This is a genomic window from Pelagibius sp. CAU 1746 (genome assembly GCF_039839785.1).
In the GTDB taxonomy this organism is placed as follows: domain Bacteria; phylum Pseudomonadota; class Alphaproteobacteria; order Kiloniellales; family Kiloniellaceae; genus Pelagibius.
Map to the genome: position 1 here is coordinate 1,236,679 of NZ_JBDOQT010000001.1, position 21,837 is coordinate 1,258,515.

The 21,837-nt window shown below is 68.2% G+C and carries 22 protein-coding genes; 18 read left to right on the top strand and 4 right to left on the bottom strand.

From position 1 onward, the window contains the following. Window positions 1-170 precede the first annotated feature (170 nt). Window positions 171-386 (top strand): hypothetical protein, encoded by a 216-nt coding sequence (locus AAFN88_RS05945; protein WP_347518994.1) that lies wholly within the window; start codon window positions 171-173, stop codon window positions 384-386. A gap of 44 nt (window positions 387-430) precedes the next feature. Here AAFN88_RS05945 and tldD read toward each other — a convergent pair whose 3' ends face one another. Then, a complete protein-coding gene (tldD, locus tag AAFN88_RS05950; protein WP_347518996.1) occupies window positions 431-1,864 on the bottom strand; it encodes a metalloprotease TldD in 1,434 nt (477 codons plus the stop codon). A gap of 213 nt (window positions 1,865-2,077) precedes the next feature. Between tldD and AAFN88_RS05955 the strand changes: the two genes are divergently transcribed. The 15 genes from AAFN88_RS05955 to AAFN88_RS06025 all read left to right on the top strand — a co-directional run bounded on the left by AAFN88_RS05955 (window position 2,078) and on the right by AAFN88_RS06025 (window position 16,718). Then, window positions 2,078-3,379: a DUF3422 domain-containing protein gene (locus AAFN88_RS05955; RefSeq protein WP_347518998.1), complete on the top strand. Its 1,302-nt coding sequence runs from the start codon at window positions 2,078-2,080 to the stop codon at window positions 3,377-3,379. 315 nt (window positions 3,380-3,694) lie between these two features. Then, window positions 3,695-4,600: a cytochrome c oxidase subunit II gene (coxB, locus tag AAFN88_RS05960; RefSeq protein ID WP_347519000.1), complete on the top strand. Its 906-nt coding sequence runs from the start codon at window positions 3,695-3,697 to the stop codon at window positions 4,598-4,600. A gap of 14 nt (window positions 4,601-4,614) precedes the next feature. Beyond that, window positions 4,615-6,237: a cytochrome c oxidase subunit I gene (gene ctaD, locus AAFN88_RS05965; protein ID WP_347519002.1), complete on the top strand. Its 1,623-nt coding sequence runs from the start codon at window positions 4,615-4,617 to the stop codon at window positions 6,235-6,237. A 128-nt stretch (window positions 6,238-6,365) separates the two neighbouring features. Continuing rightward, window positions 6,366-7,286, top strand: coding sequence for a heme o synthase (locus AAFN88_RS05970; protein WP_347521638.1), 921 nt, complete (start codon window positions 6,366-6,368; stop codon window positions 7,284-7,286). Window positions 7,287-7,291: 5 nt separating this feature from the next. Next, window positions 7,292-7,420: a hypothetical protein gene (locus AAFN88_RS05975; protein ID WP_347519004.1), complete on the top strand. Its 129-nt coding sequence runs from the start codon at window positions 7,292-7,294 to the stop codon at window positions 7,418-7,420. A gap of 5 nt (window positions 7,421-7,425) precedes the next feature. Further along, complete coding sequence (locus tag AAFN88_RS05980) at window positions 7,426-8,070, top strand: cytochrome c oxidase assembly protein (protein ID WP_347519006.1); 645 nt, start codon at window positions 7,426-7,428, stop codon at window positions 8,068-8,070. 162 nt (window positions 8,071-8,232) lie between these two features. Then, entirely contained in the window at window positions 8,233-9,057 is an 825-nt protein-coding gene (locus AAFN88_RS05985) for a cytochrome c oxidase subunit 3 (protein WP_347521639.1), read from the top strand. Window positions 9,058-9,127: 70 nt separating this feature from the next. Then, window positions 9,128-9,553: a DUF983 domain-containing protein gene (locus AAFN88_RS05990; RefSeq protein ID WP_347519007.1), complete on the top strand. Its 426-nt coding sequence runs from the start codon at window positions 9,128-9,130 to the stop codon at window positions 9,551-9,553. Further along, window positions 9,550-10,311 carry an SURF1 family protein gene (locus AAFN88_RS05995; protein ID WP_347519009.1) on the top strand — a complete coding sequence of 254 codons (762 nt, stop codon included), beginning with the start codon at window positions 9,550-9,552 and terminating at the stop codon, window positions 10,309-10,311. Before AAFN88_RS05990 ends, AAFN88_RS05995 begins: the two co-directional genes overlap by 4 nt. Window positions 10,312-10,391: 80 nt before the next feature. Then, entirely contained in the window at window positions 10,392-11,882 is a 1,491-nt protein-coding gene (locus tag AAFN88_RS06000) for a carboxypeptidase M32 (protein WP_347519010.1), read from the top strand. Window positions 11,883-12,000: 118 nt separating this feature from the next. Then, the gene (locus AAFN88_RS06005; RefSeq protein WP_347519011.1) at window positions 12,001-12,810 is read left to right on the top strand and encodes a hypothetical protein; all 810 of its coding nucleotides are present in this window, start codon (window positions 12,001-12,003) and stop codon (window positions 12,808-12,810) included. 216 nt (window positions 12,811-13,026) lie between these two features. Continuing rightward, window positions 13,027-14,448, top strand: a complete 1,422-nt coding sequence (gene thrC, locus AAFN88_RS06010; RefSeq protein ID WP_347519014.1) for a threonine synthase — start codon at window positions 13,027-13,029, stop codon at window positions 14,446-14,448. Beyond that, window positions 14,445-15,701: a pitrilysin family protein gene (locus AAFN88_RS06015; RefSeq protein ID WP_347519016.1), complete on the top strand. Its 1,257-nt coding sequence runs from the start codon at window positions 14,445-14,447 to the stop codon at window positions 15,699-15,701. The genes thrC and AAFN88_RS06015 overlap by 4 nt, the downstream gene beginning before the upstream one ends. Before the next feature lie 16 nt (window positions 15,702-15,717). Beyond that, complete coding sequence (locus tag AAFN88_RS06020) at window positions 15,718-16,305, top strand: GNAT family protein (RefSeq protein ID WP_347519018.1); 588 nt, start codon at window positions 15,718-15,720, stop codon at window positions 16,303-16,305. Between the two features lie 62 nt (window positions 16,306-16,367). Next, on the top strand, window positions 16,368-16,718 hold the full coding sequence (locus AAFN88_RS06025; protein WP_347519020.1) for a cupin domain-containing protein: 351 nt from the start codon (window positions 16,368-16,370) through the stop codon (window positions 16,716-16,718). 28 nt (window positions 16,719-16,746) lie between these two features. Here the strand turns inward: AAFN88_RS06025 and AAFN88_RS06030 are convergent, their stop codons facing one another. Then, entirely contained in the window at window positions 16,747-17,310 is a 564-nt protein-coding gene (locus AAFN88_RS06030) for a YqgE/AlgH family protein (RefSeq protein ID WP_347519022.1), read from the bottom strand. 244 nt (window positions 17,311-17,554) lie between these two features. Between AAFN88_RS06030 and AAFN88_RS06035 the strand changes: the two genes are divergently transcribed. Both AAFN88_RS06035 and AAFN88_RS06040 read left to right on the top strand, forming a co-directional pair. Then, complete coding sequence (locus AAFN88_RS06035) at window positions 17,555-19,702, top strand: protein-disulfide reductase DsbD domain-containing protein (protein WP_347519024.1); 2,148 nt, start codon at window positions 17,555-17,557, stop codon at window positions 19,700-19,702. Between the two features lie 140 nt (window positions 19,703-19,842). Beyond that, window positions 19,843-20,325, top strand: coding sequence for a peroxiredoxin (locus AAFN88_RS06040; protein WP_347519026.1), 483 nt, complete (start codon window positions 19,843-19,845; stop codon window positions 20,323-20,325). A gap of 65 nt (window positions 20,326-20,390) precedes the next feature. Here the strand turns inward: AAFN88_RS06040 and rnhA are convergent, their stop codons facing one another. Beyond that, window positions 20,391-20,840 (bottom strand): ribonuclease HI, encoded by a 450-nt coding sequence (rnhA, locus tag AAFN88_RS06045; RefSeq protein WP_347519028.1) that lies wholly within the window; start codon window positions 20,838-20,840, stop codon window positions 20,391-20,393. Then, window positions 20,840-21,805, bottom strand: coding sequence for a homoserine kinase (locus AAFN88_RS06050; protein WP_347519029.1), 966 nt, complete (start codon window positions 21,803-21,805; stop codon window positions 20,840-20,842). Before AAFN88_RS06050 ends, rnhA begins: the two co-directional genes overlap by 1 nt. Between the last annotated feature and the right edge of the window lie 32 nt (window positions 21,806-21,837).

Consider the following 21,837-nt stretch of genomic DNA (forward strand, 5'->3'; position numbering starts at 1 on the left):
TGGTCCGCCCCCTATATGGGTTCACGGCGGCGCGAATCCCACTGCCCGGCGGCCTCGGGCGAGGCGGCTTCGCGGTCGAGGCGGCGGCGCGGTTCAATTCGCCGGCAAAGGGCTCTAAACTGCCGCTCCCCAGTGAATCGCTGGGGAATCCGCAGGAAAGTGGTCGCCTTATGCCCCTGGAACCCGAGGATCGCCGCTGGCTCATGGACTGGGCTCGCAAAGTCGGCATCACCGCCTATCTGCTCTTCCTGCTGGCTTTCATGGCCGGGCACCCGGCGCCGGGCAGCCTGTCCAGCCTCAGTTATGCGGCGACGATGGCGATCGTCCCGGCGGCGATCGGCACCGCCGCCGTGCTGGGCGTCATGGTCTATCTGAGGAAGCGCTAGGATCCGGGAGGGCGGTCTCAGGCCAATGCCCGTTCCTTGGCGGCCTAAGCCGCCGTGCCGCCCACGGTGATGGCGTCGATCAGCATGGTCGGCTGGCCGACGCCGACGGGCACGCCCTGGCCCTCCTTGCCGCAGGTGCCGATGCCGTCGTCCAGCTTCATGTCGTTGCCGATCATCTTCACCTTGGTCATCACGTCCGGGCCGTTGCCGATCAGGGTCGCGCCCTTGACCGGGGCGCCGACCTTGCCGTCCTCGATGAGGTAGGCCTCGGTGCAGGAGAAGACGAACTTGCCGGAGGTGATGTCGACCTGGCCGCCGCCGAAGTTGACGGCATAGAGGCCCTTTTTCACCGAGGCGATGATTTCCGCCGGGTCCTTGTCGCCGGCCTGCATCACCGTGTTGGTCATGCGCGGCATGGGGATGTGGGCGTAGCTCTGGCGCCGGCCGTTGCCGGTGGGCTGCATGCCCATGAGGCGCGCGTTCTGGCGGTCCTGCATGTAGCCGCGCAGGATGCCGTCCTCGATCAGCACCGTGGCCTGGCTGGGCGTGCCCTCGTCGTCGATGGTCAGAGAGCCGCGGCGGTTCCGCATGGTGCCGTCGTCCAGCACCGTGACGCCCGGGGAGGCGACGCGCTGACCCAGCAGGTCGGAGAAGGCCGAGGTCTTCTTGCGGTTGAAGTCGCCCTCCAGGCCGTGGCCGACGGCCTCGTGCAGCAGGATGCCGGGCCAGCCGGCGCCCAGGACCACCGGCATCTCGCCGGCCGGGGTGTCGACGGAGTCCAGGTTCACCAGGGCTTGGCGCAGGGCCTCGTCGACCCCGGCCTGCCAGTGCGCCGGGTCCAGCAGGGCCTCGTAGGCGATGCGCCCGCCGCCACCGTGGCCGCCGGCCTCCATGCGCTCGCCTTCGCCGACGACGACGGAGACGTTGAGGCGCACCAGGGGGCGGATGTCGGCGGCGCGCTCGCCGCCGGCGCGCAGGATCTGGACCGCCTGCCATTCGCCGGCCAGCGAGGCGCTGACCTGCTTCACGCGCGGGTCCTTGGCGCGGGCGTAGGCGTCGATCTCGGCCAGCAGCTTCACCTTGGCCTCGAAGGGCACCGCGCCGATGGGGTTTTCGTCGCCGTAGAGGATGCGGTTGGTGCGCCCCGGCCCCTCGGCCATGACGCCGGAATGGCCGGCCTGCACCGCCTTCACGGTCTCCGCGGCGCGGGCGATGGCGGCCTCGGAAAGCTCGCTGGCATGGGCGTAGCCGGCGGCCTCGCCGGCGATGGCGCGCAGGCCGAAGCCCTGCATGGTGTCGAAGGAGGCGGACTTCAGGCGCCCGTCGTCGAAGGCCAGGGCCTCCGACTGGCGGTACTCCAGGAACAGCTCGCCGTCGTCGGCCCCGGTCATGGCGTCGTTCACCAGGGTTTCCAGGCGGTTGCGGTCCAGGCCGGCTCTTGCGTAGAAAAGCTCGTCGGTATCGGCGAGGTGGGTCATGAAGGGCCTCCAAGGCCGCGTCCCGCCTGCGGCGGTCGCGGATACTCTGTTAGGGTGTCGGTCGCGCGGCTCGCTTGCCGTAGTATGAGCCTGAATATAGGTCGTTGGGGCCAGACTAACATGCTTGCCGGGGGTGCGCAGGGGGCCAAGGGGCGGATTTTTCGACGCCTCGGGCCGCTTATGGGGCCAGAGGCCGGAGGGGAAGGTGTGGTGATGATCGAGGGGCTGCGGAACCATCCCCTGCGCGGGGCGCTGCTTGCGGAGGTGCATTCGCGCCCCTTCGCCACCTTGCAGGCGCCCGAGCGCGTCAGCCACCTGGCGCTGCTCTCGGGCGAGGGCGCGGCCAAGGCCGAGCGGCAGCATGTCATCGACCTGTGCCGCAGCCGCGGAGTCGCCGGGCCGCCGGAGAACACCAACCACTTCATGGCCGATCTCGGCGCGTTCCGCCTGAAGTGGGAGCGCCATACCGAGTTCTCGACCTACACCTTCTTCCTCAACGGTCCCTTCGGCGACGCGCCCTTCGCCGGCCGCGCCCTCGACCTGGTGCCCCGGGACTGGATCGCCGGGCTGCCCGGGGAGCTGCTGGTCGGGGTGCACCTGGACCTGCTGGCCAAGGACGCGCCGGAGCCGGACCCGGCCGCGCTGCAGGCGCTGTTCGGCCATGACAGCATCATCGGCAGCCAGGTTTCCGGCGGCGCGGCCACGCTGTGGATGGACTTCCGCGTCCAGGACGACGGCTTCGGACGCATCCTGCTGCGCGACAGCGCCCTGAAGCCGCGCCAGGCCGGGCGCCTGGTGCAGCGGCTGCTGGAGATCGAGACCTACCGCATGACCGCGCTGCTGGCCTTTCCCGCCGCCAAGCGCCACAGCGCCGGGCTGGCCGCCGTCGGCGAGCGGCTGACCGGCATCACCGGCCGGCTGACCGAGATCGAGGGCATGGGGGCCGAGCGCAAGCTGCTGGGCGAGCTGATGGTTCTGTCCTCGGAGATCGAGGACGTGGCCGCGGCCACCAACTACCGTTTCAGCGCCGCCAGGGCCTACTACGCCCTGGTGCTGCGCCGCGTCGAAGAACTGCGCGAGCAGCGCATCGAGGGGCTGCAGACCATCGGCGAGTTCATCGACCGCCGCCTGGCCCCGGCCGTGCGCACCTGCGAGGCGGTGGGCGAGCGCCTGGAGACCCTGTCGCGGCGGGTGGCGCGCGCCAGCCAGTTGCTGCGCACCCGCGTCGACATCCAGTTGGAGGCGCAGAACCGCGACCTGCTGGAATCCATGAACCGGCGCGCGCGCCTGCAGCTTCGCCTGCAGCAGACCGTCGAGGGTCTGTCGATCGCCGCCATTACCTACTATGTCGCCAGCCTGGTCGGCTATCTGGCCAAGGGCGCCAAGGCCGCCGGCTTGCCGGTCCGCCCCGAGCTGGCCACCGGCGCGGCGATTCCGGTTCTCGCACTGCTGATCTGGCTCGGCCTGCGCCGGCTGCGCCGTCACGTGGAGCGGGAAGACCGCGCCAAGGATTGAAGCCCCCGGTTTCGCCGCGTTTTTCCCCGGGGGGCGCGCCGGGCCCTATTTCAAGGCGGGCCCAGTTGCGTCATTCGGTCGCACCCGCGGTCTCGCCGCCCCAAAGGCCGGCGGCCTTGAGCTATCATGGCCGCGCCCGGGAGCAGCGAAACCCTTGGCCAGCCGCCGCTTTGCGCGGCCTTGTGAAGGCAAGGGGCTTGGTATAGTTTTCGCTCGCCTTGGTGCCGACTCGCCTCCGTGGGGACTGATTTCGCGGCTACGCGTAACGAGGGGCGGCGGCCGACAGGATTTGCAGGAAAGATGGGAAATGCAGCTATGACATTCCTAAGCCGGCTGGGCGTTCTTGCCGCCGCCTTTTTGTTCACGCTTGGCCCCTCGGTCGCGGGGACGGCGCTCGCCACTCCGCGGAACTACCAGTTGGGCTTTCAGGATGCCGTGACGCCGGTCATGGAACGCATCCACAGCTTCCACAACATCCTGCTGGTCATCATCACGGTGATCACGCTCTTCGTGCTGGTCCTGATGCTCTGGGTGATCTTCCGCTTCAACGAGAAGCGTAATCCGACGCCGTCCAAGACCACTCACAACGTGACGCTGGAACTGGCCTGGACCGTGATCCCGGTGCTGATTCTCATCGGCATCGCCTTTCCGTCCTTCCGCCTGCTGTATTTCGCCGACCAGGTGCAGTCCGCCGATATCACCGTGAAGGCCATCGGCCGTCAGTGGTACTGGTCCTACGAGTATCCGGACCACGGCAACTTTACCTTCGACGCCTACATGGTCGCCGAGGAAGACCTGCAGCCCGGCCAGCCGCGCCTGCTGACGACCGATAACGCCCTGGTGCTGCCGGTCGACACCAACATCCGCATCCTGGTGACCGCCAGCGACGTGATCCATAACTTCGCGGTGCCGCAGTTCGGGCTGAAGCTGGACGCCGTGCCGGGGCGCAACAACGAGACCTGGACCTACGTTCCCGCCGAATACGCCGGCCAGACCTTCTACGGCCAGTGCTCCGAGCTCTGCGGCACCGGCCACGCCTTCATGCCGATCATGGTCAAGATGGTCAGCAAGGCCGAGTTCGCGACCTGGACCGAGAAGGCCCGCGAGGAGTTCGCCCAGATCGATGGTCCCGGCGTCGACGCGCCGGTGGGCCAGCCCCAAGAAACGCAAGAGACCGTCAAGGTCGCCGCGGCCTCCGCCGCCGTCGTGACATCCGAGTGAGGGAAGAGACGAAAATGGCTCACAGCAGCGAAGCGCACGCGCATCACGATCACAAGCCGGGTTTCTTCCTGCGTTGGTTCTGTTCGACCAACCACAAGGACATCGGCACGCTTTATCTGATCTTCGCCATTATCGCCGGCCTCATCGGCGGCTATTTCTCCTTCATCATGCGCCTGGAACTGCAGGAGCCCGGCGTCCAGTACCTGCTGGCCGGCGGCGAGCCCAACGGCCAACTGTGGAACGTGATCATCACGGCGCACGGTCTGATCATGGTGTTCTTCGTGGTCATGCCGGCCCTGATCGGCGGCTTCGGCAACTGGTTCGTGCCGCTGATGATCGGCGCGCCGGACATGGCCTTCCCGCGGATGAACAACATCTCCTTCTGGCTGCTCGTTCCGGCCTTCCTGCTGCTGCTGGGGTCGGCCTTCGTCGACGGCGGCGCCGGTACGGGGTGGACGGTCTATCCGCCGCTCTCCGGTGCCTTGGGTCACGGCGGCATGTCCGTCGACATGGCGATCTTCGCGCTGCACCTGGCCGGCGCCTCGTCGATCCTGGGTGCCGTCAACTTCATCACCACGATCTTCAACATGCGCGCGCCGGGCATGACGCTGCACAAGATGCCGCTCTTCGTCTGGTCGATCCTGATCACCGCCTTCCTGCTGCTGCTCTCGCTGCCGGTGCTGGGCGGTGCCATCACCATGCTGCTGACCGACCGGAACTTCGGCACCCATTTCTTCGAGGCGGCCGGCGGCGGCGACCCGATTCTGTTCCAGCACCTGTTCTGGTTCTTCGGGCACCCCGAGGTCTACATCATGATTCTGCCGGCCTTCGGCATTATCAGCCACATCGTGTCGACCTTCTCGCGCAAGCCGGTCTTCGGTTACCTGGGCATGGCCTACGCCATGGTGTCGATCGGCTTCGTCGGCTTCATCGTCTGGGCACACCACATGTACGCCGTGGGCCTGGACGTCGACACCAAGGCCTACTTCACCGCCGCCACCATGGTCATTGCGGTGCCGACCGGCGTGAAGATCTTCTCCTGGATCGCGACGATGTGGGGCGGCTCGATCCGCTTCACCACGCCGATGGTCTGGGCGCTGGGCTTCATCTTCCTCTTCACGGTCGGCGGCGTGACCGGCGTGGTGCTGGCCAATGCGGGCATGGACATCCCCATGCACGACACCTACTACGTGGTCGCGCATTTCCACTACGTACTGAGCCTGGGCGCCGTCTTCGGCATCTTCGCCGCCTTCTACTACTGGTTCGGCAAGATGACCGGCCGCGAGTATCCGGAATGGGCCGGCAAGCTGCACTTCTGGGTCACCTTCGTCGGCGTGAACCTGACGTTCTTCCCGCAGCACTTCCTGGGGCTCTCGGGGATGCCGCGCCGCTACATCGACTATCCCGACGGCTTTGCCGGCTGGAATGCGGTTTCCTCCTACGGCGCCTACATCGCCCTTGCCGCGACCGTGTTCTTCATCGGCATGACGATCTATGTGATGGTCGCCGGCCGCCGGGTGACGGCGGACAACTACTGGGGTGAAGGGGCGACCACGCTGGAGTGGACCGTGTCCTCGCCGCCGCCGTTCCACACCTTCAACGACCTGCCGCAGATCAGTGGGGGCAGTCACCACTGAGCCCCGCAACCGCGCGTTGGGGGCTCCATGGTGCCGCTTCCGGGCAAGCACGAAGGACGACTTGAGTGAGTGATCTTTCACTTCGACTGGGTGCCGAGGGCACGGCTCTTGCCGGCGATGCCGGGGGGCTGCGCCGCGGCAGCGCTCAGGTCTCCGACTATCTGGCACTGCTGAAGCCGCGGGTGATGAGTCTGGTGGTCTTCAGCGGCTTCGCCGGGCTCTACGCGGCGCCGGGGGAAATCCATCCCTTCCTGGCGGCGGTGGCCGTGCTCTGCATCGCGGTCAACGCCGGGGCGGCCGGCGCCATCAATATGTGGTACGAGCGCGATATCGACGCGATAATGGACCGCACCCGCGGGCGCCCGCTGCCGCGCGGCAAGATGGCCCCGCAGGAGGCCCTGGCCTTCGGCGTCGTGCTCAGCCTCTTTTCGGTCATGCTGATGGGCGTGGCGGTGAACTGGGTGGCGGCGGGGCTGCTCGCTCTGGCCAACGCCTTCTACGTCTTCATCTATACCATCTGGCTGAAGCGCCGCACGCCGCAGAACATCGTCATCGGCGGCGCCGCTGGTGCTTTTCCGCCGATGATCGGCTGGGCGGCGGTGACCGGCGGCGTGGATCTGCACTCCTTCGTGCTCTTCGCTCTGATCTTCTTCTGGACGCCGCCGCACTTCTGGGCCTTGGCGCTCTATCGCCAGGGCGACTACGCGAAAGCCAAGGTGCCGATGCTGCCGGTGGTCGCCGGGCGCGCGGCGACCAAGCGCCAGATCATGGCCTACAGCCTGCTGCTGGCGCCGCTGGGCGTCGTGCCGGCGGTGCTGGGAACGGCGGGGATCGTCTACGGCGCGGTGGCGGCGGCGATGGGCGCGCTCTTCGTGCTGCTGGCCGCCGCCGTGCTGCGCAGCGCCGACGACCAGAAGGGCGACCGTGTCGCCCGCCAGCTCTTCGGCTATTCCATCCTCTATCTCTTCGTACTCTTCACCCTGCTGATCATCGACCGGGCGCCGGGCCTCGCGGCCTATGCCGGCGGCTTCTTCGGGCTCGCGGGGTGATGGTGATGGCGGGCAACGACGACAAGGATCGCCAGAGGCGGCAGCGCAAGAAGAACTGGGCGCTGCTGGCCGCGCTCATGGCCTTCGTCGTGGTGGTCTACATCGTCTCGATCATTCGCATGGGCGGAGGCTGAGGAGCATGACGCGGCGCGACAAGAGTGGGAAGGCGAACAAGCGGCTGGGGCTGAGCCTGGTCGCTGTGGTCGCCGGCATGATCGGGGTGGCCTACGCCTCCGTGCCGCTCTACCAGCTCTTCTGCCAAGTCACCGGCTTCGGCGGCACGACCCGCGTCGCAGACGCGGTGCCGGAGCGGACCGGCGAGCGGGTAATCACCGTGCGCTTCAACAGCGACCGCGACCCGAAGCTGCCCTGGGCCTTCCAGCCGGTGCAGCGCGAGATGACCCTGAAGGTCGGCGAATCCGGCTTGGCGTTCTTCCACGCCCGCAACCTTTCGGCGCGCACCACCGTCGGTACGGCGACCTTCAACGTGACGCCGCTGAAGGCTGGGCCCTACTTCAACAAGGTGGAGTGTTTCTGCTTCACCGAGCAGCAGCTGGCCGGCGGCGCGGAAGCCGATATGCCGGTCACCTTCTTCGTCGATCCGGCGATCGAGGAAGACCCGAACCTGGCCGAAGTGGATACCATCACCCTGTCCTACACCATGTTCGTCGACGAGGACGCGCAGAAGGAGCTGGATGCCGAACGGCAGCTCGGCAACCTGCAGGCGCCCGCCGGCGCGGCGCGGGGCGAGGGCGCGCCGGCCAGGGAAACGGCGGTGAACTGAGGTTTGAGTTTCTTGCCGGGCCCGGGAAGCGGGCGCGGCGCGAGCGAGTGCCCGCCGGCGGTTTCGGCCGTCGCGGGCAGAGGGATTTGACAAAAGGTCTCCCGAGAGAACGTCAAGGGGACCGGCCGGAGCCAAAACGGCGATTTAGAGCGGGGAATGACCATGAGTGCTGGCCACGACCAACCGAACCATCCTTACCACCTGGTGGATCCGAGCCCCTGGCCTTTCATGGGCGCGGTCTCCGGCGGCGTGCTTGCCGTCGGCATGGTGCTGTTCATGCACGACGTCACCGGCTGGTTGCTGCCGGCCGGCGTCCTGCTGGTGCTGGCGACCATGTTCCTGTGGTGGCGCGACGTCATCAAGGAAGCGGTGCACCAGGGTCATCACACCAGGGTGGTGCAGCTCGGCCTGCGCTACGGCATGATCCTCTTCATCGCTTCGGAGGTGATGTTCTTCGCCGCCTTCTTCTGGGCCTTCTTCGACGCCAGCCTGTTTCCGGGCGAGCTCAAGCAGGTGGCCCGGACCGAGGCCACCGGCGGTGTCTGGCCGCCGGTCGGCGTCGAAGTCTTCGACGCCTTCCACCTGCCTCTCCTCAACACCATGATCCTGCTGCTGTCCGGCTGCACCGTGACCTGGGCGCACCACGCCCTGCTTCACGGCGACCGTAACGGCCTGCTGCAGGGCTTGGCGCTGACCATCCTGCTGGGCATGCTGTTCACCGGCGTTCAGGCCTACGAGTACGGCCACGCGGCCTTCGGTTTCACCGATGGGATCTACGCCTCGACCTTCTTCATGGCGACGGGCTTCCACGGCTTCCACGTCATCGTCGGCACGATCTTCCTGATCGTCTGCTTCTTCCGGGCCTATGCCGGCCACTTCAAGCCGGACCATCACTTCGGCTTCGAGGCGGCGGCCTGGTACTGGCACTTCGTCGACGTGGTGTGGCTCTTCCTCTTCGTCTGCGTCTACTGGTGGGGAGGCAACTGATCGCCCCGCAAACCACCAGCCGCAGCCGCGGGGCCACGCGCCCCGGCAGGGAAGTCGAAGGGGCGCCGTCGTGACGGCGCCCCATTCCCATCCGGACCTGCCGCCGGAACCGCCCTCGGTGGTCCTCACCGGCCTCTTGTGCCGCTGCCCGCGCTGCGGCAAGGGACGGCTCTTCTCCGGCGTCCTCAGCATCGCCGAGCGCTGCAACGTCTGCGGTCTGGACCTGCGCAAGCAGGACGCCGGCGACGGCCCCGCGGTCTTCGTCATCTTCTTCCTCGGGCTGATCTTCATGCCCCTGGTGTTCTGGGTGGAGTTCTCCTTCGAGCCGCCCTGGTGGGTCCATATCGTTCTCTGGCCGCTGCCGGTGGTGATCGTCGCCCTGGCCCTGCTGCGCCCCATGAAGGGTTTCCTGGTGGCTCAGCAGTTCCGTCACCACGCCAGCGACAGCGGCACCCTCGACTACTCCGAGGGCGACCACAGCGAAGACGACAAATGAGCGCACCTGAAAGTTTCAACGGCGGCGGGGGGAAGCGGCATTTCCGGCCGACCCTCTGGGCCACCGTCTTCACCGTTCTGGCCCTCGCCATCCTGCTGGGCCTCGGCACCTGGCAGATGCAGCGTCTGTTCTGGAAGGAAGGCGAGATCGCCAAGCGCCACGAGCGCTCGCAGCCGCCGGGCATCCAGCTTCCGGACGATTTTTCCGATATCGAGGCCCTGGAATTCACCCGCGTCAACCTGAAGGGCCGTTTCCTCCACGGCCAGGAGTTCTACCTGGGCGCCCGCACCGAGAACGGGCGGGTCGGCCTCAACGTGGTGACGCCCTTCGCGCTGGACGACGGCCGCGCCATCCTGATCAACCGAGGCTGGGTGCCGGAGGACAAGCGCGATCCGGCGGCCCGGGCCGAAGGTCAGCTTCAGGGCGAGGTCGAAATCTCGGCCCTGCTGCGAAGCGACGGCTGGAAAGGCCTGGAGTTCGCCAAGCCGCCCAACGATCCTGAAGAGCGCTTCTACTTCTGGCCCGACCTGCCGGTCATGGCGGACTACGTGGACCGGCCGATCATCACCGCGGTCTATGCCGACGCCGTGGCCTCCGATATCCCCGGCGGCCTGCCGATCGGCGGCCAGACCCGCATCCGGCTGAAGAACGACCACCTGGAATACGCCATCACCTGGTATTCCTTCGCCGTCATCCTGGCGGTGATCTACGTCCTCTTCCACTACCGCCGCGAGGACGAGACTTCCCCCGAGGCCTGAGCGCGGCGGTATCTTGATGTGGACCTGCCGGCGTGCCACCTAGAATGCGTGGCTTTGTCTGAAGCTAGGAACGATCTCGCATGACCGCTTACGACGAACTGTCCAAGAAATTCAAGCGCCTGCACGCCCTGCAGGAGGCGGCGGGCGTGCTGGGCTGGGACATGTCGGCGATGATGCCGGCCGGCGGCGCCGAGGCGCGCACCGAGCAGCTGGCGACCCTCAGCGTCGTCTGCCACGAGATCCTGACCGACCCCAACCTGGACGAGCTCTTCGACAAGGCCTCGGCGGAGGCCAAGGGCCTGGATAGCTGGACCCAGGCGAACCTGGCGGAGATGCGGCGGCGCTGGCTGCACGCCACCGCCCTGGAGAGCGACCTGGTGGAAGCGCTCTCCAAGGCCTGCAAGCGCTGCGAGATGATCTGGCGGAAGGCGAGGCCCAAGTCCGACTTCGCCACCGTGCTGCCGGCCCTGAAGGAGGTGCTGAACCTGACCCGCCAGGCCGCGGCGGCCAAGGCCGAGCGCCTCGGTTGCTCGCTCTACGACGCCCTGCTGGACGAATACGAGCCCGGCGGCAAGTCGGCGCGCATCGACGCGGTCTTCGCCGACCTGGCGGCCTTCCTGCCGGGCTTCCTCTCCGACGTGCTGGACCGCCAGGCCGCGCAGCCGGCGGCCTTGCCCCTGGAAGGGCCCTTCCCGGTCGCAAAGCAGGAGGCGCTGGCCCGCAAGCTCATGGCCGCCGTCGGCTTCGACTTCGAGCACGGGCGCCTCGACGTCTCCCTGCACCCCTTCTGCGGCGGCGTGCCCGACGACGTGCGCATCACCACCCGCTACAACGAGGACGACTTCATGACCGCCCTCATGGGCGTGCTGCACGAAACCGGCCATGCCATGTACGAGCGCGGGCTGCCCGCCGAGTGGCGCCTGCAGCCGGTGGGCGAGGCGCGCGGCATGGCCATGCACGAGAGCCAGTCCCTCATGGTCGAGATGCAGGCCTGCCGCAGCCGGGAGTTCGTGGAATTCCTGGCGCCGCTGGCGCGCGAGGCCTTCGGCGGCTCGGGCCCGGCCTGGGAGGCCGACAACCTGCTGCGCCACTACAACAATGTGAAGCCGGACTTCATCCGCGTCGACGCCGACGAGGTCACCTACCCGGCCCACGTCATCCTGCGCTACCGCCTGGAAAAGGCGCTGATCGCCGGGGAGATGGAGCTGGAGGCCCTGCCCGGCGAGTGGAACAAGGGCATGCAGGAACTCCTCGGCGTGACCCCGCCGGAGGACCGCCTGGGCTGCCTGCAGGACATCCACTGGTACGACGGCGCCTGGGGCTACTTCCCGACCTACACCCTGGGGGCCATGACCGCGGCCCAGCTCTTCGCCGCCGCCAGGAAGGCCCGCCCGGAGATCCCCGAGGCCCTCGGCAGGGGCGACTTCGCGCCGCTGATGGGCTGGCTGGCCGAGCACGTCCACGCCCAGGCCTCCTCGGCCGGCTTCGAGCAGATCCTCGAGAAGGCCACCGGCGCGCCCTTGAACCCGAAGATCTTCGAGGCCCATCTGAAGGCGCGTTATCTGCCGTAATGAGCTGAATTTGTGGATTTTTTCCACGGCGTTTACGATTCATTGACCCTGTTTGAACCGGCACCGGGCTTTCCGCGACCTATGGGCAACAAACCCATAGGGGAAGTGGAGAGAACCGATGACCGATATCCGAAATTCGATGGGCGCCTTCGGGGGGCTCAGGGCCTCCGTTCTGGCCCTCGGCGTGGCCGGGGCGCTCAGCGGCTCCATGGCCGGCACCGCCCAGGCGGACCATCAGGCGCCCCAGCAGGGCCTCGTCGACCAGATGGCCGCCCAGCTCGCCGCGCGCAGCGACGCCTTCGCCGCCACCACCGCCGGCATCAATGTGATGCCGATCAAGATGGCCGGCTCCTGCCCGCGCGCCTTCATGCTGCAGGTCGATTTCGGCGCCCGGTCGCCGGGGACCCTGTCCTACCGGATCGAAACCCTGGACGGCCGCACCTCGCAGGTCTTCGAGACCCGCGCCGGTGCGCGGGAAGACGGCCTCTTCGGCGCCCGCGTGGGCCACATGGTGGCCCTGGCGAAGCTCGAGGACGGCGAAACCGATCCCTCGCTGGTGAAGTTCGATAATCCGGCGCGCCTGGCCGCCGAGGCCGAGTCCGAACCCGGATTCTTCGAACGCCTGTTCGGCGCCGCGCCGGCCGAAGACCCCTCCAGGGGCCTGCTGGAGCAGAGCTTCCGGGTCAAGGTCGTGGCGCCCAACGAGGTGATCTCCGCCTTCGATCAGGTCAGCGTCAGCTGCGGGGACGATGTGCTGCGTCCCTCCTCGGCGGCCAGCCTCGCCGAGAGCCAGCAGGACGACCGTGAACGCGATACGCCGGACCGTGGACGCGACACCCCGGACGGCGGCCGCGATACGCCCGACCGTGGCACCCCGGACCGCGACAGCGGTCGAGGGACCGACGCCGCCGGCGGCCCGGTCGACTGACCGCCGCGCTGCGGGCAGGCCCGGGCAGGCCGAGGCGCAGGCCAAGCCGCGGGAGAGAGCCGGCCGCCTGCGTGCGATGCAAAGGTTAACCTGGTTTCTCCCGGGCGCTTTCCGGGGGCCGGTCCAAGGACGGGAGGCGGGTGCCGCGGGTTGCGGCACCCCCTTCGCCGTGTCTAGATTAGCCTTTCCGCGAAGGGAATCCATGGACCGCTGGCGATGAAGTACGTTTCCACCCGGGGCGAGGCCCCGGAGCTCTCCTTTGACGAGGTCCTGCTGACCGGGCTGGCCCGCGACGGAGGGCTTTACCTGCCCGCAAGCTGGCCGGAGTTCTCCGCTCAGGAGATCCGCGGCTTTGCCGGCCGGCCCTACGCCGAGGTCGCTTTCGCGGTGATCAAGCCCTTCGTCGACGGCGTCATCTCCGACGGCGACCTGAAGGGCATCCTGCAGCAGACCTACGCCGGTTTCGACCACGCCGCCGTCGCTCCCTTGAAGCAGCTCGACGAGCGCACTTGGCTCATGGAGCTGTTCCACGGACCGACGCTGGCCTTCAAGGATTACGCCCTGCAGCTCTTGGGCCGTCTCTTCGATCACGTGCTGGCCGAGCGCGGCGAGCGCGTCACCATCGTCGGCGCCACCTCCGGCGACACCGGCTCGGCGGCCATCGAGGCCTGCCGCGACCGCGACCAGATCGACGTCTTCATGCTGCACCCCAAGGGCCGCGTGTCCGAGGTGCAGCGCCGTCAGATGACCACGGTGCTGGCGCCCAACGTCTACAACATCGCCCTGGAAGGCACCTTCGACGACTGCCAGGACCAGGTGAAGGCCATGTTCAACGACCTCGCCTTCCGCGACGACATGAACCTCTCGGCGGTGAACTCGATCAACTGGGCGCGCATCATGGCCCAGATCGTCTACTACTTCGTCGCCGGGGTCGCCCTGGGTGCGCCCGATCGCGCCGTGGCCTTCGCGGTGCCGAGCGGCAATTTCGGCAACGTCTTCGCCGCCTACGCAGCCGGGCGCATGGGCCTGCCGGTGGCCCAGCTCATCGTCGGCTCCAACAAGAACGACATCCTGACCCGCTTCTTCGAAAGCGGCAGCATGAAGATCACGGGCGTGAGCCCGACCATCTCGCCGTCAATGGACATCCAGGTCTCCTCCAACTTCGAGCGCCTGCTGTACGACGTGCTGGACGGCGACGGCGCCCAGGTGCGCCGCGTCATGCAGAGCTTCCGCCAGTCCGGCGAGTTCGCCGTCAGTCCTGCGCAGCTTCAGCGCCTGCGCCGTCTCTTCGACGCCCAGCGCTTCGATGACGACCAGACCTCGGCGGAGATCGCCGCGCGGCTCGAAACCTGCGGCGAGCTGCTGGACCCGCACACGGCCATCGCCACGGCGGCCGCACGCGCCGAGGCACGGCCGGAAATCGCCGCCGTGGTCGCCCTGGCGACCGCCCATCCGGCGAAGTTCCCCGACGCGGTGGAGGCGGCCTCGGGCCTGCGTCCGGCACTGCCGCCGCGCCTGACCGATCTCTACGGCCGCGAGGAACGCTGCGTGGCCCTGCCGAACGATCTCGTCGCTCTGCAGGACTACATCCGCAGCCAGCGGCAGGATCCTCCCCAACGACAGAAAGGCGCCGCATGAGCGTTCAGGTCACGCGGCTGCCCTCCGGCCTCACGGTCGCCACCGACTCCATGCCGGGCGCGGCGACGGTTTCGCTGGGCGCCTGGGTCGGCGCCGGCACGCGCCACGAGACCGCGGAGCTGAACGGCATCGCCCATCTGCTGGAGCACATGGTGTTCAAGGGCACCGCGCGCCGCTCGGCCCAGGACATCGCAGTGGAGATCGAGGCCGTGGGCGGCCACCTCAACGCCTACACCAGCCGCGAGAACACCGCCTTCTACGCCAAGGTGCTGTCCGAGGATGCGCCCCTGGCCCTCGACATCATCGCCGACATCCTGCAGCACTCCACCTTTCTGGAGGAGGAACTGGAGCGCGAGCGCGCGGTGGTGCTGCAGGAGATCGGTCAGGCCTACGACACGCCCGACGACATCGTCTTCGACCACTTCCAGGAAACCGCCTATCCGGACCAGGCGGTCGGCCGCCCGGTGCTGGGCGAAAGCCGCACGGTCAGCGCCCTCAAGCGCGATTCTCTCTGGGACTATCTGCGCGGCCACTACGGCCCGCAGCAGACGGTGGTGGCCGCCGCCGGCCGGGTCGAGCACGACCGCTTCGTCGACCTGGTGGCCGGGGCCTTCACCCACGAGGGCTTCCAGAGCAACGGCGCGACCGATCCCGCCGACTACCGCGGCGGCGACCGCCGCGAGGAGCGCGACCTGGAGCAGGTCCACCTGCTGCTCGGCTTCGACGGCGTCGGCTACCTGGACGACGATTACTACGCCATGAACCTGCTCTCCATGCTGTTCGGCGGCGGCATGTCCTCGCGGCTGTTCCAGGAGGTGCGCGAGAAGCGCGGCCTGGTTTACTCGATCTATTCCTTCCATTCCGCTTTCGTCGACGGCGGCATCTTCGGTCTCTACGCCGGCACCGGCGGCCGCGAGGTCGCGGAGCTGGTTCCCGTGGTCTGCGGCGAGCTGGCGAAGCTGACCGAGGGCGTATCCCAGGAAGAGGTGGAGCGCGCCCGCGCCCAGGTGCGCGCGTCCCTGCTGATGAGCCGCGAGCGTTCCAGCTCGCGCGCCGAGCAGTTGGCGCAGCAGATCCTGATCTACGGCCGCCCGCAGCCGCTGGACGAGGTGTTGGAGAAGATCGCCGCGGTCGGGCGCGATGATATGGCGCGCGTCGCCGGGCGCCTGCTGACCAGCCGCCCCACCGTCACCGCCATCGGCCCCCTGGCGCACCTGGAAAGCGCCGAGGGGATTGCCGCGCGCTTCGGCTGAGGGACGGGGGCGGGCCATGCTGTTCACCGTCTTCCGGGGTGAAAGTCCGCAGGCCATCCGTCTCGAAGGGACGCGCGTCTACCTGGTGCCGCCGCGCATGAGCGATTGGAAGGCCTGGGCGGCTCTGCGCGAGCAGAGCCGCGATTTCCTGACGCCCTGGGAGCCGACCTGGCCGCACGACGCCCTGGGCCGTCATGCCTTCCGCCGCCGCCTGCGCGCCTATAACCAGGAATGGCGCCAGGGCACCGGCTTCAGTTTTCTGGTCCACCGCCTTTCCGACAACGTCCTCATGGGCGGCATCACCCTCTCCAACGTACGCCGCGGCGTCGCCCAGGCGGCCAGCCTGGGCTACTGGATCGGCGAGCGTTTCGCCCGGCAGGGCTTCATGACCGAGGCGGTCTGCGCCGTCATCGAGTTCTCTTTCGAGGAACTGGCCCTGCACCGGGTGGAGGCCGCCTGCCTGCCGCAGAACGACGCCAGCCGCAGCCTGCTGCTGAAGGTCGGCTTCCGGCAGGAGGGCTACGCCCGCCAGTACCTGCGCATCAACGGCAAGTGGCAGGACCACCTGCTGTTTGAAATGCTGCGCGACGACCCCAGGTTATAGGCTCTGGCTAACAAACGCCGCCCTCTCGGTCGGGCGGGTTGGCGAAGAAGGAAGGTGTCCCCATGGCCGCACGCGAGCCCGAGGCGTTCAAGGACGCCAGCCACCTCTACGAGGTCGAGCGCCGGCAATACCACCTGCAACGACCGGGCTTCAGGATCAGCGAGCTGCAGTTGGCGCCGGCGCAGAGCGTGCCTTGGCACAGACACACGAACATCAGCGACACCTTCTACGTCGTCGAGGGAACGCTTCGGCTGTTTCTCCAGGATCCCAAGGAAGCGGTCGTGCTGGGGCCCGGAGAGAGCTACGTCGTGCCGCCGAAGCGGCCCCATCTGGTCACCAATGCCGGGTCCGGCTCCATGACGATCCTCATCCTTCAAGGCGTCGGAGAGTACGACTACGTGCCGCTGGTGTGACCGCGGGCAGGGGAAGCCGCGACGGTCTTCAGGCGTGGCCGGCGTCGCCGGAGAGCATGGAGACGTCGACGCCCAGCTTGGCGATGGCGCGTTCCCACTTGTTGTCCAGGGACTCGTCGAAGACCAAGTCCTCGTCGGGGGCGACGTGCAGCCAGCCGTTGGCCTGGATCTCGGAATCGAGCTGCCCCGGCCCCCAGCCGGCATAACCCAGCGCCAGCAGGCTGCGGCGCGGGCCCTGGCCGTTGGCAATGTCGCGCAGGATGTCCACCGTCGCCGTCAGGGCCACGGCGTCGTCCACCTGCAGGGTGCTGTCCTGGCGGTACTCGCCGGAATGCAGCACGAAGCCGCGCCCCGATTCCACCGGGCCGCCGAAGTGCACGCGGATTTCCTCGTCGATGGTCGGCGGGCCGATGCCGAGCTGGGCCAGCAGGTCGGGGAAGGTGATGGCCCCAACCAGGCGGTTGATGACCAGCCCCATGGCGCCTTCGGGGTGGTGGGCGCAGACGTAGATGACGCTGCGCGCAAAGCGGGAATCGCGCATCCCGGGCATGGCGATCAGCAGCTTGCCGGTCAGATATTCTTCGTCCTGCATGATCTAGGAATCTAGCGGTCCGGCGCGGTCCCCACAATGGCTGCGGCGGTGTTTTTTCGGATGCCCGGCAGCCGGCGGCATCGTGCCGCGGGAGACCGGGGCTTTCCGGCGGGCGACAGGGGGTATAGTGGCCTCACACGATGTCGTGAAACCGCGGGGGGCGGGGCTGGATATTCCTGCCGCAGCCGTCTATATGCCGGAGGTCGGGTCCTTTCTTCCATGGAAGCGATTTTTGCTTAAGCGCTTGAAACATAATGTCTTTGCTGCCGGCTTCCTCGCCCTGGCGGCGCTGCCCCTGGTGCCCCAGAGCGGCTTCGGCGCGGCCAGCGGCTGGGCCGAGGAGGAGCAGGGCCGCCTGCGCCTGATCAGCGCCCAGCAGTCGCTGGCCGGCGCGGCCGTCGATCTGGGCCTGGAGTTCGACCTGCAGCCGGGCTGGAAGATCTACTGGCGCACGCCGGGCGACGCCGGGCTGCCGCCGCGGGCCGACTGGAGCGGTTCCGAGAACCTGAAACAGGCGGAGATCGCCTGGCCGGTGCCGCACCGCTTCTCCCTCTTCGGACTGGAGACCTTCGGCTATGGCGACCAGATCGTGCTGCCGGTCCGGGCTGTCGCCGAGCGCCCGGGCGAGGCGCTGAAGCTGCGCGCCAAGGTCGACTACCTGCTCTGCGAAGACATCTGCATTCCCTATACGGCCGACCTCAGCCTCGATCTGCCGGCCGGCGACGGCGCGCGCGCGCCGCAGGCCTTCCTCATCGAGAGCTTCCGCGGCCAGGTGCCGGGCCTGGGCGCCGAGCGCGGGCTGGGCATCACCAACGTGGCGCTGCGCGGGTCGCTGGAACGGCCGCTGCTGCAGGTGACCGTGCGCTCGGAGCAGCCCTTCCAGGCGCCGGACCTGCTGGTCGAGGGCCCGCCGGGCTTCGTCTTCGGCGTGCCGGAGGTGAGCCTCAGCGACGGCGGCAGGCAGGCGACGCTGAACGTCGCGGCCACCACCGTGCTGCCCGACAGGGTGCTGGAGGGCAAGTCCGTCACCGTGACCGTGACCGACGGGCTGCGCGGCATCGAAAAAGAGGCCGTGGCCCGGTTTCAGACGCCGCCCGTGCCTCCGGCGCCCGATTTCGCGACCCTGGCCGGCCTCCTGGGTCTGGCCCTGCTCGGCGGCCTGATCCTCAACTTGATGCCCTGCGTGCTGCCGGTGCTCTCCATCAAGCTGCTCTCGGTGGTGCAGCAGGGCGGGCGCGAAGGCGGCGCCGTACGCCTCAGCTTCCTGGCCTCGGCGGCGGGCGTCGTCTTCTCCTTCCTGGTGCTGGCCAGCCTGCTGGTCGGGCTGAAGGCGGCCGGCCTGGCGGTCGGCTGGGGTATCCAGTTCCAGCAGCCGCTGTTCCTCAGCGCCCTGGCCCTCGTCATGACGCTCTTCGCCTGCAATCTGCTGGGCTTCTTCGAGGTGCCGCTCCCCGGCTTCGTCGGCCGCCTGGCCGCGAAAGGGACGGGTGAGGGCGCGGACCGCAGCCTTTTGGGCAACTTCGCCACCGGTGTTCTGGCAACCCTGCTGGCGACGCCCTGCTCGGCGCCCTTCCTCGGCACTTCCGTCGGCTTCGCCCTGTCGCGCGGGGCGCTGGAGATCTACCTCATCTTCACCGCCCTCGGCCTCGGCCTGGCGCTGCCTTACCTGCTGGTCGCCGCCGCGCCGCGGCTGGTGTCCTGGCTGCCGCGCCCGGGTCACTGGATGGTGACCCTGCGCCGCATCCTGGGGCTGCTGCTGGCGGCCACCGCGGTGTGGCTGCTCAGCGTGCTGGCCGCCCAGGTCGGCCTGCCGGCGGCGGCGCTGACCGGCGGGCTGCTGCTCGGCCTGGGCCTGGTGCTGTGGCAGGGCCGGAAGCTGTCGCCGCGCAACGGTCTCGCGACCTCGGCACTGGCGGCCGTGCTGGCCTTGGCCGCCTTCGCGCTGCCGGCGGGACTCGGCGGCGGTCTTCCGGACGGGCCCGCGCCGCGGCAGGCGACTGCCGGCGACCCTGCCTGGCGGGCGCTGGATGCGGCCGCCATCCCGGGGCTGGTGGCCGAGGGGCGGGTGGTTTTCGTCGACGTTACCGCCGACTGGTGCATCACCTGTCAGGTGAACAAGAAGCTGGTGCTGGACAGCGACGGCATCACCGCCCTGCTGACCGACCCCTCCGTGGTGCGGATGCGCGGCGATTGGACCCTGCCGAGCGAGGCCATTTCGGACTACCTGGCCGGGTTCGGGCGCTACGGCATTCCCTTCAATGCCGTCTACGGTCCCGGCGCGCCGGAAGGGTTGGCTCTGCCGGAACTGCTGAGCCAGGAGGCGGTCGCGGCGGCCTTCAGGCAGGTTCGCAGCGCCGAAACCGCCGCCCGCGCCCCGCAAGCCTTGGAATAGCACCGGTGCCGCTCTATGTTTCTGACCGGTGCCGGAGGCTCCGGCGCCGGTAGTCTAAAGAGGGGCCTCCGGCCCCGCTATCCGAGAGACAGAGCTCCCCCGACTGGGTAGGGGGCGGAAATTTCAGGGGACATCTCACCATGACGATTCAGGTTGGCGACCGCATTCCCAGCGCGACCCTGCGCTACAAGACCGACGACGGCATCCAGACGATCACCACCGACGAGATTTTCAACGGCAAGAAGGTGGTGCTTTTCTCCCTGCCGGGCGCTTTCACCCCGACCTGCTCGGCCAAGCACCTGCCGGGGTTTGTCGACAAGGCAGGCGACTTCAAGGGCAAGGGCGTCGACAGCATCGTCTGCATGTCGGTGAACGATGCCTTCGTCATGGACGCCTGGGGCAAGGATCAGAATGTCGGCGACAAGGTTCAGTTGCTGGCCGACGGCAACGGCGACTTCGCCAAGGCCCTGGGGCTGGAGCTGGACGCCACCGGCGTCGGCCTGGGCATTCGCGCCCAGCGCTTTGCCATGGTCGTCGATGACGGTGTGGTGAAGACGCTGAATGTCGAAGAGCCCGGCGCTTTCGAGGTCTCCAGCGCCGAGGCCGTCCTGGCCGCGCTGTAACGCGCGCTTCCGGCGAAAGGTCGAACGGCCGCTTCCCTACCATCCGGGGAGCGGCCGTTTTCCGTTCAGCGCACGCTGTCCACGCCGGCGCGGGCCAGGGCGTCGGCGCGTTCGTTCTCGGGATGGCCGGCGTGGCCCTTGACCCAGTGCCAAGCCACGTCGTGGCGTTCCAGCGCCTTTTCCAGGCGCTGCCAGAGATCGACGTTCTTCACCGGCTTCTTCGCCGCCGTCTTCCAGCCGTTGCGCTTCCAGCCGTGGATCCACTTGGTGATGCCGTCGCGCAGGTAGGTGCTGTCGGTGTGCAAGTCGACCGCCGAGGGGCGCTTCAGGGCTTCCAGGGCCTGGATCGCCGCCATCATCTCCATGCGGTTGTTGGTGGTCGACTTGTCGCCGCCGCTCAACTCCTTCTCCACGCTGTCGTAGCGCAGAACGGCGCCCCAGCCGCCGGGGCCGGGGTTGCCCGAGCAGGCGCCGTCGGTGAAGATTTCCACCCGCTTTGCCGAAGCGCCGGGCATCAAAGATCCAGTCCGTAGGCGCCGGGGCCGCGGACTTCCTGATGGAATTTCAACTTGTGCCAGTACTCCATGGGGTCCTTGGGTTTCACGAAGGCACCCTCGGGGTGGTTCAGCCAGTCGTAGAGCCGGGTCAGCAGGAAGCGCAGGGCCGAGCCGCGCGCCAGCAGCGGCAAGGCCGCCAGCTCTTCCCCGGAGAAGGGCCGTTCGCGGCTGTAGTTCTGCAGCATCAGGCGCGCCTTGGTGACGTTGAAGGCCTTGTCCTGCTCGAAACACCACGCATTGAGGCAGATCGCCAGGTCATAGGCGAAGAAGTCGTTGCAGGCGAAGTAGAAGTCGATGAGCCCGGTCAGCTTCTCGTGGCGGAAGAAGACGTTGTCGGGAAAGAGGTCGGCGTGGATGACGCCGGCGGGAAGGTCGCCGGGCCAGTTGGTCTCCAGGTGGTCCAGTTCCCGCCCCAGCGCCTCGGCGAGGCCGGGCCGCACCTCGTCGGCGCGGTCCTGGCAGGCCTCCAGAAGCGGGCGCCAGCCGGTCACGGAAAGCGCGTTCTCGCGCCGCAGCCCGAAGTCGGCGCCGGCCAGGTGCATCCGCGCCATGGCTCCGCCCAAGGCGGCGCAGTGAAAGGTTTGGATGCGCCGCGGCCACAGCCCCTCCAGGAAGGAGATCAGGGCCGCCGGCCGTCCGCAGAGCTGGCGCAGGGCCTTGCCGTCGCGGCCATGCAGCGGCACCGGACAGTCGATGCCGCGCCCGGCCAGGTGTTCCATCAGGCCCAGGAAGAACGGCAGGTCGGCCGCGTCCACGCGCTTCTCGTAGAGCGTCAGGATGTAGTTGCCGCTTTCGGTCTGCAGCAGGTAGTTGGAATTCTCCACCCCTTCGGCGATGCCCTTGAACGACAGCACTTCGCCCAGGCCGTAGTCGGCGGCGAAGCTCTCGATCTCTTCGGCGGAAACTTCGGTATAGACGGCCATGTCTTTGCGGAGGAAGGGTCGGGAAAGAGGGC